This is a genomic window from Pseudomonas sp. EA_35y_Pfl2_R111, assembly GCF_963970955.1.
Classification (GTDB): Bacteria; Pseudomonadota; Gammaproteobacteria; order Pseudomonadales; family Pseudomonadaceae; genus Aquipseudomonas.
Genome location: NZ_CAXAOM010000001.1, coordinates 1,615,119 through 1,627,141, shown reverse-complemented (window position 1 = coordinate 1,627,141; position 12,023 = coordinate 1,615,119). Strand labels below are relative to the sequence as shown.

The window sequence follows — 12,023 nt, the reverse complement described above, 5'->3', positions numbered from 1 at the left end:
CTGCCCAGCCCGCAAGGAGACACTTATGGGACAGCGCACACCGCTCTATGACCTGCACCTCGCTCTAGGTGCCAAGATGGTCGACTTCGGCGGTTGGGACATGCCGTTGCACTATGGCTCGCAGGTCGAGGAGCACCATCAGGTGCGTCGCGACTGCGGGGTGTTCGATGTGTCGCACATGACTGTGGTGGATGTCAGCGGCAGCCAGGCCAAGGCCTATCTGCAACACCTGCTAGCCAATGATATCGAGCGTCTACAAAGCATCGGTAAAGCCCTGTATAGCGGCATGCTCAATGAGCAGGGCGGGGTGGTGGATGATTTGATCGTCTACCTGACAGAATTTGGTTACCGCGTGGTGGTGAATGCCTCGACCCGCGACAAGGACCTGGCCTGGATGCGCCTACAGAGCGTCGACTTTGACGTGCAGCTGCAAGAGCGCGCCGAGCTGGCGATGCTGGCCATTCAAGGCCCGCATGCGCGGAGCAAGACTGCCGAGCTGGTCAGCCAGTCCCGCGCCAACCTGATTCAGAGTCTCAAACCGTTCGAAGGCCAGCCCGATGGCGAGTGGTTTATCGCCCGCACCGGTTACACCGGCGAAGACGGCCTGGAAATTATGCTGCCAGCCAGCGAAGTGGTTGCCTTCCTTAATGAGCTGGTCGGTGCCGGTATTTCCCCGATCGGTCTTGGCGCGCGCGATACCCTGCGCTTGGAAGCCGGGATGAACCTGTACGGCCAGGACATGGACGAAAGTGTGACCCCACTGGCCGCCAACATGGCTTGGACCATCGCCTGGGAGCCGGCCAGCCGTGGCTTTGTTGGCCGGGCTGCGCTGCAGAAGCAAAAGGCCGAAGGCGTCGCCTCTAAACTGGTGGGCCTGGTGCTGGAAGAGCGCGGCGTGCTGCGTGCGCATCAGGTAGTGCGGGTTGAAGGGCTGGGCGAAGGTGAAATCACCAGCGGCAGCTTCTCGCCGACCTTGGGTAAATCCATCGCTCTGGCGCGTGTGCCGGCAGAGACCAATGAGCGCGCTGAGGTGGAAATCCGCGGTAAGTGGTACCCGGTGCGGGTGGTTAAGCCGACCTTTGTGCGTAACGGCAAGGCGCTTATCTGAGCCTTGAGCTGACCATGGATGGTCGAGAGCGCCCGTTTTGTAACGGTGCGCTAGGTTTTTAAAGACTTTCTTTCGGTATGGCCAAGGCCTGCTAAATTTCCATGACGGCGTGGTCGCCGTCATGTCAGATGAGGAACGACACATGAGCAATATCCCCGCCGATCTGCGTTACGCCGCCAGCCACGAGTGGGCGCGCCTGGAAGCCGATGGCAGCGTTACCGTAGGCATTTCCGATCACGCGCAGGAGGCCCTGGGTGATGTGGTATTCATCGAGCTGCCAGAAGTCGGCAAGAGCCTGAATGCCGGTCAGGAAGCCGGGGTGGTGGAATCGGTCAAGGCCGCGTCCGACATCTACGCACCAGTCTCCGGTGAAGTGATCGCGATCAATGACGGCCTGGCCGACAGCCCGGAAAGTGTCAACAGCGATCCGTACGGCAGCTGGTTCTTCAAGCTCAAGCCGAGCGACGCTGGCGAGCTGGACAAACTGCTCGACTCGGCTGCCTACAAGGCCAGCGCCGACAGCGACGCTTAAGCCGCACCTGCTCTGCCAACAAGCCTCGCACTGTCGAGGCTTGTTTGTTTCTGCCTGCCCGCTCCGAGGGTGACTACGGCTAGTCAGTCGCGAGTTTTTTGCAGCCCTGTACGGGCAGGCTGCTTAATGCGCGCTCAAGCAGTGTATTGCTGCGTTTGCTGTTGAGGATGCTGGTGTGGGTTTCGTCGAGCAGATACAGGCGTTCGGCCTCATCCTGGGCGGCGGCGCGCAGTTCGCTGGCCAGTGGCACCGTGCCGTCGTTGGGCTCGGGCAGCATGCGCGTGTTGCCGCCATAGCTGACCAGCAACCATTGCCGCATATGCGCCGGTAGTGGTGCGGCAAACAGGCTTTGCAGGTAACGGCTGCCCGGCGCCATGTCGCGCCATACCGGAATATCCAACGGCACGTCGCGCACCCCGCTGGCCGCCGAGGGGTGGCCATCCCAGGGTGTCGACAGGGTAATAAACAGGCAGAGGCGCTGGCTGTCGCCCTCGCTCAACAGCTGCACGGCCCGTCGCGCGACCAGGCCGCCCATGCTGTGGGCAAATACATGCAGGCGCTCTGGCGCGTGGCGCAGTTGCAGGTCACGGATGGCGACGCTGAGCATATAGGCGCTGTTGTTCAGTGGCAGGCCGCTGGGGAAGTGGTAGAGCACCAACTGATAACGTTGCAGGTCGAGGCTGGCGGCCAGTTCCTGCCAGACGCGCGGTGAGGAGTTGATGCCGTGTACCAGGACGATCGGCTCCTTGTCCTCATCCCAGGGCGCAAGCAGGTACAGGCCATAGCCCAGCTCGCGCATAAAGGTCAGTGGCTCCCAGGCACCCAGCCGCACGTTTTTATCGTTGAAGCGCGCATCATCGAAACTCACGGGCTGCAGGTAGTTACTCTGCATGCGCGGCTGTTCGTGGTAGAGCACTTCAAGGCTGAGATCCAACGCAGGGGCTTGCTGCAGGTCACTGGCAGTGAGGCGTAGCGGGTTGAGCTGGCTCAGGCGCGCCCGCTCATCCGGCTCTGGCTGCACGCTAAGGGGGGCGCTCTGGGCTTTGCTCAGCCAGTGACGGGGCTCGTCGTTGTCGAGGATAAAGTTGCCGTTGCGATCATCGAAGCCCAGCAACTGGTAAGCGGCCGGCGCGGCGGTGAAGTAAAAGGTCTCGCCGGGAGCGGCGATACGGTAGGCGATCAGTTTGCTGTCCGAGTCGAGCAGCGCGACCAGCGCGCTGCGCCCCGAGTCCGAGACTTGCAGTTGGCCAGCGATCAGCAGCAGCTCCTGGCGGGCCTGCTGCATTTCCTTATCCAGCTTAAGCAGGCTGCAGCCGCTGCAGAGCAGCAGTGCAGTGGCCAGTAATGCGTGCCATAGGCTCATCTGGCCACCTCGTGGGTTTAACTTGCTTGTTCGGCTTCAACCCGTAACAGCACGCCATCCTGTCCGATCACGCGCACCGGTGTGCCAGCGGGCAGGTCTGCGCCGATCACCAGCCACAGGCTGTCACCGGCTTTGATCTTGCCGCGTCCGCCATTGATCGCTTCGTGCAGGACGAAAGTACGACCGACGAATTCGCTGCCGCGCTGGTTCAGCCCTGGCTGGTCGGAAGGCTTGGCCGCGCTGCGTTGGCGCTGCCACCAGAACACCGCCGTCAATATCGAGAGCAGGCCGAACAGGATGAACTGCGCAGCCCACGGCAGGCCAGGGAAGATAAAGGTCAGCAGGCCGACGCTGGCGGCGGCCAGGCCGATCCACAGCAAATAGCCACCGGCACCGAACACTTCGAGGATCAGCAGCAAGGTGCCGAACGCCAGCCAGTTCCAGTACGACAGGTGCTGTAAAAAGTCCCACATGGTTTAACCCTTCTTCTCGCCGAAGGTGGCTTTGACAATTTCGCTGATGCCGCCGACTGCGCCGATCACCTGGCTGGCTTCCAGCGGCATCAGGATGACCTTGCTGTTGTTGGCGCTGGCCAGTTGGCCGAGGGCTTCGATGTATTTCTGCGCGACGAAGTAGTTGACCGCCTGCACATTACCTTGGGCGATGGCTTCGGAAACCATGCGCGTGGCTTCGGCTTCTGCCTGGGCGGCACGTTCGCGCGCTTCGGCTTCGAGGAAGGCGGCCTGGCGTTGACCTTCGGCCTTGAGGATATCGCCCTGCTTCTGCCCTTCGGCGGTGAGGATGGCCGCGGCGCGCAAACCTTCAGCTTCGAGAATCTGTGCGCGTTTGATCCGTTCGGCTTTCATCTGTCCGGACATGGCGGCCATCAGGTCGGCGGGCGGGCTGATGTCTTTGATCTCGATGCGGGTGATCTTGATGCCCCAGGGTGCGGTGGCTTCATCGACGGTGCGCAGCAGTTTTTCGTTGATCGCGTCACGCTGGCCGAGCATGGCGTCCAGCTCCATGGAACCGAGCACGGTACGGATATTGGTCATCACCAGGTTGCGGATGGCGTGCTCGAGGTTGTTCACCTCGTACGCCGCCTGGGCCGAGTTGATGATCTGGAAGAAGCAGATGGCGTCGATCTGCACGGTGGCGTTATCGGCGGTGATCACTTCCTGCGGCGGAATATCCAGCACGTTTTCCATCACATTGAGCTTGCGCCCGATCTTGTCCATCACCGGCACGATGATATTCAAGCCAGGCTTGAGGGTGTTGGTGTAGCGGCCGAAGCGTTCCACTGTCCATTCGAAGCCCTGCGGTACAACCTTGAAGCCCATAAATACGATGGCGACGGCTAGGCCGACGAAGAGAAAAATGACGCTGCCGATTTCCATGTGGTGCGATTCCTTGGCGGGTTCTAGTCTGCGGATTAGCTGTTCAGATATCTAAGCACAGTCGGCGTTGGCACTGCTGTCGATGCCGTTGCAGAGTGCGCCGATCAACGGTCATGGCTGCCGATCAATGCATGCTTGGCGCCAAGGCTTTGACCAGGCGCGCGTCGCGCGCGTAGATGTCCGGGTAGTAGCGCAGGGCTCCATCCGTATTGGCTTCGACCGTCCAGTAGGCGATCAGCAGCGGCGCTGGGCGTTGCAGGCGGTATTGCTGGGTTTCGCCGCTGGCGATGCGCGTCTGCACGCTGCTCAGCTCATCCGGGGTGAGCAGCCAGGCGAGCAGGGTGTCGACGGCCTCGACCCTTACGCAGCCGGAGCTGAACGCGCGCGGGGACTTGCTGAACAGCTGTTGGCTGGGGGTGTCGTGCAGATAGACCGCGAATGGATTGTCGAAGCGCACGGCGACGCGGCCGAGCGGGTTGTGGCTGCCGGCTGACTGGCGTAGACGGATCGGCCCAGGGCTTTCCCAGTCGATGCTGTTTGGGTCGAGCAGGTTGCCGTCGCGGTCGAACACGCTCATCTGGTGGCGTTCCAGGTAGCTGATGTCGTCGCGAATGGCCGGCAGTTTGTCTTCGCGCAGGATGGTCGGCGGCACGGTCCAGGTCGGGTTAAGGGTCAGTCGTACAATGCTTGAGGCGAGCAGCGGCGTTTGCCGTTCGGCGCGACCGACTTGGGTGCGGGTGCGCCACAGCAGCTGGTTATTGCGCCGGACCTGGATTTCAGCGGCCGCGACATTGATCAGCACTTCGGCATCGCCCATGGTGTCGGCCAGCCAGCGCAGGCGTTCGAGATTGGCGCGCAGCTGCTCGCGGCGCATCTGTGGGCTGATATTCAGCTCGGTCAGGCTGGCGGGGCCGAGAATGCCATCCGGGTTGAGGCCATGATCGCGCTGAAAAGTCTCCAGGGCGCTTTGCGTGGCTGGATCATAAGTGCTGCCCAGATCTTCTAGCGATGCAGCTAGGTAGCCCTGGGCGATCAGGCGTGCGCGCAATTCGGGCAGCCGCGCATCCTTACCGCCGGGTTTGAGCTGTGGCCCGCTGGCCAATGTTGCCCACTCTTGCAGCGGCAGCAGGCGTTGTTGCGCATAGGCATTACGCAGTCGCTGGTATTGCACGGTGGCAGGCCGCGCACTGGCAAAAGCCGCTGCAGGCATATGCACGTGCAACAACGCCAGTGAGAGGGTCGCCAGTTGCGGGTCTGGGTTGGTTTGCCCTGGCGCTTGCCACAGCGGTTCCAAGCGCTGTTGCAGCAAGCGGCCACGGCGCAGATGCAGCAGGGCCTGCAGATAGCTGTGGCTAGTCAGCAGTTCCGCGCAGTCGCGCTGCTCGGCGAAGCTTTCCGCAACCAGATTGGGTAGTGCATAGTCATTGGGCTGCAGGCCGTCATCGGCCAGTTGCGCCAGTTGCTCGCGCAATTGCAGCAGCTGCTCGCTGTTCTGCCATACAGGTTGGCCGTCGCGCTGGGCATAAAAAGCCTGCAGTAGGCGCTGGGCATTCTCGTCTAGGCTTATCGGCAATGGGCTGCAACGCTGCGGCAACTGGACCAGTAATGGGCGCAGATCAACGTTGCTGGTAAAGGGCGCAGCGTCGGTACTGGCGACCAATGGCAGGGCGAGCAGAGCAGCGCTCAGGTAGAGTGTGCGTTTTTTGAACAATCTACTGCTCCAGTCCTTGGCTCTGAATAGAATCCCGTAGGTGGGATTTAACACAAAAGTATAGACAGGCCGTAGTTGGATCTTGTGACAGGACGTCCGTACCTCGAGGTAATTACACAATGTTTGGACGCCTTGGCAGATTCTGCCTAATTGGGTTGTGGCTGGCTTATATGCCGTTCTCGGCGAGCGCAGCCGAGCAGGATGGGCTGCTCAAGGATCTGGCGCGGATTGCTCCCGGGCTTAATCAGCAGGCACTGCGTCATGCCCTGGCGGCTATGCAGTGTGCGGTCAATCATGGTGCCGACCCGGCGCGGCGCCTGGCGGTAATCGATTATTCGCGGCCGTCTACCGAACGGCGTTTGTGGATATTCGATCTGCAGCGCAAGCGTTTGCTATTGCGCGATTTTGTTGCCCACGGGCGCAAGTCCGGGGAGAACTTTGCCGAGGTGTTTTCCAATCGTCTGGGCAGCCATCAATCCAGCCTGGGCCTGTTTCGTACCGCAGAAAGCTACAGCGGCAAGCATGGCTATTCCCTGCGTATGGACGGCCTGGAGCCTGGGTTGAATGATCTGGCCCGCGAGCGCGCCATAGTCATTCATGGTGCCGGTTATGTGAACCCACTCTGGGTCGCGAAACATGGTCGTATTGGCCGCAGCCTGGGTTGTCCGGCGGTGCGTCCGGAAGTGGCGCGGATGGTGGTCGATCAGCTCAAGGGCGGGCAGTTTCTCTTCGCCTGGCACTCCAATCAACGCTTGCTGAAGGCTTCTGCCTACTTGGATTGCAAGCCGCAGCAGCGGGTGGCGACGTTGAGTCGTGTCGGGGAAGGCTGAGAGCCAGCTCATGATCTCGCGAGCTAGAGTCATGCAAGGCGAAAACAGGCGAGGAAGCGGAGTTTACTGTTGTAAATGAGCATTCCGAGACGCCGCGTCCCGGCCTGTTTTCAACGCAGCAGGGCCGACGCGCAGCAGATCATTAAGGCTATTTCTGCTCGCTCTGCGGAGTGACCCGCAGCACTTCCTCGATGGTGGTCAGGCCGGCGGCGACCTTCTGCGCACCGGACAGGCGCAGGCTGCGCATGCCGTCCTTGAAGGCGTGCCGACGCAACGCGAGTAGATCGGTGTCGGCAGTAATCAGCGGCTTCATCGCATCGTTGATCAGCATGATTTCATACACCCCGGCTCGGCCGCGGTAACCGGTGTCGCGGCACTCCAGGCAGCCCACGGCCTGATGCGCGCCGGTTGGCAGTGGCGCATTCCAGGGTTTGGTCAGGCTCTGCCAGCCGTCTTCATCCAGGGTCTGCGGGGCCTTGCAGTGTGGGCACAGGGTGCGTACCAGGCGCTGGGCCATCACGCCGAGCAAGGTGGACTTAAGCAGGTAGTGCGGCACGCCCAGCTCCAGTAGTCGCGTGATGGCGCTGGGCGCATCGTTGGTGTGCAGCGTCGACAGCACCAGGTGACCGGTTAGCGCTGCCTGGATCGCCATCTCGGCGGTTTCCAGATCGCGGATCTCGCCAATCATGATGATGTCTGGGTCCTGGCGCATCAGCGCCCGTACGCCGCTGGCGAAGGTCAGGTCGATATTGTGTTGCACCTGCATCTGGTTAAAGGCGCCTTCAACCATTTCGATCGGGTCCTCGATGGTGCAGAGGTTCACCTCGGGAGTGGCCAGCTGCTTGAGGGTGGTGTACAGCGTGGTGGTCTTGCCCGAGCCGGTGGGGCCGGTGACTAGGATGATGCCGTTGGGCTGCGACGTCATGCTTTTCCAACGCTTCAGATCATCTGCGGAAAACCCCAGCTGGTCGAAGCTTTTCAGCAGCACCTCTGGATCGAAAATCCGCATCACCATCTTTTCACCAAACGCGGTGGGCAGGGTCGACAGGCGCAGCTCCACCTCGCCGCCGTCCGGGGTTTTGGTCTTGACCCTACCGTCCTGCGGTTTGCGCTTTTCTGCAACGTTCATCCGGCCCAGGCTTTTCAGGCGGCTAACGATGGCCATGGTCACCTGAGGCGGAAACTGATAGACGGTGTGCAGTACGCCGTCGATACGAAAGCGCACACTGCCCTGCTCGCGCCGCGGCTCGATATGAATGTCACTGGCGCGCTGGGTGAAGGCGTACTGGAACAGCCAGTCGACGATATTGACGATATGCGCGTCGTTGGCGTCGGGCTCCTGATCCTGGGCGCCGAGGTTGAGCAGTTGCTCAAAGTTGCCCACGCCGCTGATCTTGCTGTCGCCAGCCGAGGCGCCGCTAACCGATTTGGCCAGGCGGTAAAACTCTACGGTAAATCGCTGAATATCCGTCGGGCTGGCTACCACGCGTTTGATCGGGCGTTTGAGCACATGGGTCAGGTTGGCTTCCCAGCTGTGCACCAGCGGCTCGCTGCTGGCGATAGTCACGCTGTCATTGTCCACCGCCACGGCAAGAATCTTGTGGCGTTGAGCAAAGGCGTAAGACATCAGCGGGGTGATGGCGGCGACATCAATCTTCAGTGGGTCGATGCGCAAGAAGGGCTGCCCGCATTGTTCCGCGAGCCAGGCCGTCAACCTTTCAAGGTCAAGTTTCTTGCCTGGGTTTTTCAAGTCATCGAGTTGCTGGGCAGCAAGAAATTCCAGCGGGTGCTGCTTATTGTTTACGGCGCTGCGGCGGATCGCCAGGCATTGTTCGGCATTGTCCTGATTGGTCCGGCCCTGGGCGACCAGCTCACGCAACAGGTCGCCAAGGTCGAGCTGGCGATCATGGGCGGACGAGGCGAATGCGGACATAAAGCTCCCTGATGATCCTGAAAACTAAGCAATCTCAGCAGCATGACGCCGTGGGCGTGAACTGTCTGCCGACTTGGTCCATTTTTGCGCAGCTGCCAGCTTCCGCCGCCCTAGACCTCAAGCACGCGTGAGAGTTTTTACGCCTTCAGCGGTGCCAAGCAACAACAGGTCGGCCGGGCGGGCGGCGAACAGGCCGTTGGTGACCACGCCGACGATGGCGTTGATCTGGCTTTCCAGCTCGGCCGGATTGGTGATCGACAGGTTGAAGACGTCGAGGATGATATTGCCGTTGTCGGTCACCACGCCTTCGCGGTACACCGGGTCGCCACCGAGTTTGACCAGTTGGCGAGCTACATGGCTGCGCGCCATGGGAATCACTTCCACGGGCAGTGGGAAGGCCCCCAGTACCGGTACCAGCTTGCTGGCGTCGGCGATGCAGATAAAGGTCTGCGCCACAGCCGCAACAATCTTCTCGCGGGTCAGGGCTGCGCCGCCGCCCTTAATCAGGTTGAGGTGCTCATCGCTCTCGTCGGCGCCATCGACATAGAATTCTAGGTCGCTGACGGTGTTCAGCTCATACACCGGAATACCGTGGCCCTTGAGGCGTGCGGCGGTGGCTTCGGAGCTGGCGACGGCGCCGTCGAATTCCATTTTGTGCTTGGCCAGGGCGTCGATAAAGCAGTTGGCGGTGGAGCCGGTGCCGACTCCGATCACACTCTTGGCGTCGAGTTTGGGAAGAATAAAGTCGACGGCAGCCTGGGCGACGGCTTGCTTGAGTTGATCCTGGTTCATCATGGGGCCTGGCGTGGGAGTGAGGAAAGGCGCGAATTATAGCGCGGCTGGGCCGGCGACGTTAAAACCCTGCCTTTCAGTCCGCATCACCGAGCGCAGCAGCTCTCGCGTGGTCTGCTTGTGTGGTCGATTGGCGCAACGCTGGGGTAGACTCGCTGACTCTCTGAAAAGCCGCCTGCGATGCCCGCCATGCTCGAACAGTACGTCAAGAAGATCCTCACCTCGCGCGTTTATGACGTGGCGGTGGAAACCCCGCTGCAAGCCGCCAACCAGCTTTCCGAGCGCCTGGGCAACCAAATTCTGCTTAAGCGTGAAGACCTGCAGCCGGTGTACTCGTTCAAGATTCGCGGCGCCTACAACAAGCTGGCGCAGCTCTCAGCCGAGGAACAGGCGCGTGGCGTGGTCACCGCCTCGGCCGGCAACCATGCCCAAGGCCTGGCGCTGGCGGCCAAGGTGCTTGGGGTCAAGGCCACAATCGTGATGCCCAAGACCACCCCGGAGATCAAGGTGCAAGGCGTGCGCTCGCGCGGCGGCAAGGTGGTGTTGCACGGCGACAGCTTTCCCGAAGCGCTGGCCTATTCGCTGAAGCTGGTCGACGAGAAGGGCTACATCTATATCCATCCCTACGATGACCCGCACACCATTGCAGGGCAGGGCACGGTGGCGATGGAAATCCTCCGTCAGCAGCCGGGTCAGCTCGATGCGATCTTCGTACCGGTGGGCGGCGGTGGCCTGATCGCCGGGATCGCGGCTTATGTGAAATACCTGCGTCCGGAAATCAAGATCATCGGTGTCGAACCGGACGACTCCAATTGCCTGCAAGCCGCCATGGCCGCTGGTGAGCGTGTGGTATTGCCGCAGGTGGGCTTGTTTGCCGATGGCGTGGCGGTGGCGCAAATCGGCGAGCACACCTTTGCTGTGTGCAAGGACTATGTCGACGAGGTGATCACCGTCAGCACCGACGAAATCTGCGCGGCGATCAAGGACATCTACGACGACACCCGCTCGATCACCGAGCCGGCCGGCGCGCTAAGCGTGACCGGGATCAAGAAATACGTCGAGCGCGAAGGCTGCAGCGGCCAGGTGCTGGTAGGCATCGATTCCGGTGCCAACGTCAACTTCGACCGCCTGCGCCACGTCGCCGAGCGCGCCGAGCTGGGCGAGAAGCGTGAAGCGATCATCGCTGTGACCATTCCCGAGCAGCCGGGCAGCTTCAAGGCGTTCTGCGAGGCCATCGGCAAGCGGCAGATCACCGAATTCAATTACCGCTACCACGAGGATAAGGAAGCGCACATCTTCGTTGGCGTGCAGACCCACCCGGAAAACGACCCGCGTGCGTTACTGGTACAGGGTCTGCGTGAGCAGGGCTTTCCGGTGCTGGACCTGACCGAGAACGAACTGGCCAAGCTGCATATCCGTCATATGGTCGGTGGTCATGCCGCAGCGGTGCCGGATGAATGCGTCTACCGTTTCGAGTTTCCTGAGCGGCCGGGCGCGCTGTTCAATTTCTTACAGAAATTGGGTGGGCGCTGGAATATCTCGATGTTCCACTACCGCAACCACGGCGCGGCCGATGGTCGCGTGGTGGCGGGCCTGCAAGTGCCGCAGGCGGAGCGTCACCTGGTGCCTGCGGCGTTGGAGGCGATCGGCTATCCCTATTGGGATGAGAGCGATAACCCGGCGTACAAACTCTTTCTTGGCTAAAAATCTATTCAAAATCTGCTGCGCGTCGGCCCTGCCGCGTTAAAAAAACAGGCTCGGAATGCTCATGTACAACAGTACACTCCGCTTCCTCGCCTGTTTTTGCCTTGCAGGACTCTAGCTCGCGAGACTTTGAACAAATTTTGATCGGCAGGAGCTGAATCGATGGAACACTACCCACTGCTGAAAATTCTCCACAGCGCACCAGGCGTGCTGTTACTGCTGGGCGTGCTGGCCCATGTATTTATGTTGTGGAAGGCGGCGCGCGGTGGTGATAGCGCTGTGCTACAGCGCAAGCTCAAACGCACCCGGTTGATCAGCTTGCCGGTATTCGGCTTGTTGGCGTTGAGCCTGCCGATCAGCGGCTGGTGGCTGGTGAATCTGGCGGGCTTCCCGCTGGGGCAGACCTGGTTGCTCGCCAGTAGCGTGCTATTCGGCGTGCTGGTGTTGTTCGGCCTGCTGCTCAATGGTCGTCTGGCGGCATGGCAGGCCTTGGGCGACAGCCCTGCACCGGTTAGTCTGCTGCGCTTCTGCGCGGCATATGCCGGACTGATCCTGTTGCTGTTGCTCGTGATTATGGGGCTGATGGGGGCCAAGCCGGCCTAATCAGACTCTTAACGCAACGCCAAATAAAAACGCCGCCTGATCAGGCGGCG

Annotated in this window: 11 protein-coding genes; 5 read left to right on the top strand and 6 right to left on the bottom strand. The window is 61.1% G+C overall.

Annotation, left to right across the window (positions count from 1 at the left end; translation table 11 throughout):
* Window positions 1-25 precede the first annotated feature (25 nt).
* Together gcvT and gcvH are read left to right on the top strand one after the other, a co-directional pair.
* On the top strand, window positions 26-1,108 hold the full coding sequence (gene gcvT / locus AACY25_RS07715) for a glycine cleavage system aminomethyltransferase GcvT (protein WP_339523546.1): 1,083 nt from the start codon (window positions 26-28) through the stop codon (window positions 1,106-1,108).
* 142 nt (window positions 1,109-1,250) lie between these two features.
* Complete coding sequence (gene gcvH / locus AACY25_RS07710; protein WP_339523545.1) at window positions 1,251-1,640, top strand: glycine cleavage system protein GcvH; 390 nt, start codon at window positions 1,251-1,253, stop codon at window positions 1,638-1,640.
* A 79-nt stretch (window positions 1,641-1,719) separates the two neighbouring features.
* Here gcvH and AACY25_RS07705 read toward each other — a convergent pair whose 3' ends face one another.
* From AACY25_RS07705 to AACY25_RS07690, 4 genes are all read right to left on the bottom strand, one after another.
* Window positions 1,720-3,003 (bottom strand): esterase/lipase family protein, encoded by a 1,284-nt coding sequence (locus tag AACY25_RS07705; RefSeq protein ID WP_339523544.1) that lies wholly within the window; start codon window positions 3,001-3,003, stop codon window positions 1,720-1,722.
* Window positions 3,004-3,020: 17 nt separating this feature from the next.
* On the bottom strand, window positions 3,021-3,476 hold the full coding sequence (locus tag AACY25_RS07700; RefSeq protein ID WP_339523542.1) for an NfeD family protein: 456 nt from the start codon (window positions 3,474-3,476) through the stop codon (window positions 3,021-3,023).
* 3 nt (window positions 3,477-3,479) lie between these two features.
* Window positions 3,480-4,400, bottom strand: coding sequence for an SPFH domain-containing protein (locus AACY25_RS07695; protein ID WP_269379685.1), 921 nt, complete (start codon window positions 4,398-4,400; stop codon window positions 3,480-3,482).
* A 124-nt stretch (window positions 4,401-4,524) separates the two neighbouring features.
* Window positions 4,525-6,111 (bottom strand): L,D-transpeptidase family protein, encoded by a 1,587-nt coding sequence (locus AACY25_RS07690; protein WP_339523541.1) that lies wholly within the window; start codon window positions 6,109-6,111, stop codon window positions 4,525-4,527.
* 119 nt (window positions 6,112-6,230) lie between these two features.
* Here AACY25_RS07690 and AACY25_RS07685 point away from each other — a divergent pair, with 119 nt between their 5' ends.
* Window positions 6,231-6,941 carry a murein L,D-transpeptidase catalytic domain family protein gene (locus AACY25_RS07685; RefSeq protein ID WP_445262122.1) on the top strand — a complete coding sequence of 237 codons (711 nt, stop codon included), beginning with the start codon at window positions 6,231-6,233 and terminating at the stop codon, window positions 6,939-6,941.
* A 148-nt stretch (window positions 6,942-7,089) separates the two neighbouring features.
* Here AACY25_RS07685 and AACY25_RS07680 read toward each other — a convergent pair whose 3' ends face one another.
* Both AACY25_RS07680 and rpiA read right to left on the bottom strand, forming a co-directional pair.
* A complete protein-coding gene (locus tag AACY25_RS07680; protein WP_339523539.1) occupies window positions 7,090-8,874 on the bottom strand; it encodes a GspE/PulE family protein in 1,785 nt (594 codons plus the stop codon).
* Between the two features lie 117 nt (window positions 8,875-8,991).
* Complete coding sequence (gene rpiA, locus AACY25_RS07675; RefSeq protein WP_339523537.1) at window positions 8,992-9,666, bottom strand: ribose-5-phosphate isomerase RpiA; 675 nt, start codon at window positions 9,664-9,666, stop codon at window positions 8,992-8,994.
* Between the two features lie 189 nt (window positions 9,667-9,855).
* Here rpiA and ilvA point away from each other — a divergent pair, with 189 nt between their 5' ends.
* Window positions 9,856-11,370 carry a threonine ammonia-lyase, biosynthetic gene (gene ilvA / locus AACY25_RS07670; RefSeq protein ID WP_339523536.1) on the top strand — a complete coding sequence of 505 codons (1,515 nt, stop codon included), beginning with the start codon at window positions 9,856-9,858 and terminating at the stop codon, window positions 11,368-11,370.
* 162 nt (window positions 11,371-11,532) lie between these two features.
* Complete coding sequence (locus AACY25_RS07665; RefSeq protein WP_339523535.1) at window positions 11,533-11,973, top strand: DUF2269 family protein; 441 nt, start codon at window positions 11,533-11,535, stop codon at window positions 11,971-11,973.
* Window positions 11,974-12,023: the final 50 nt, after the last annotated feature.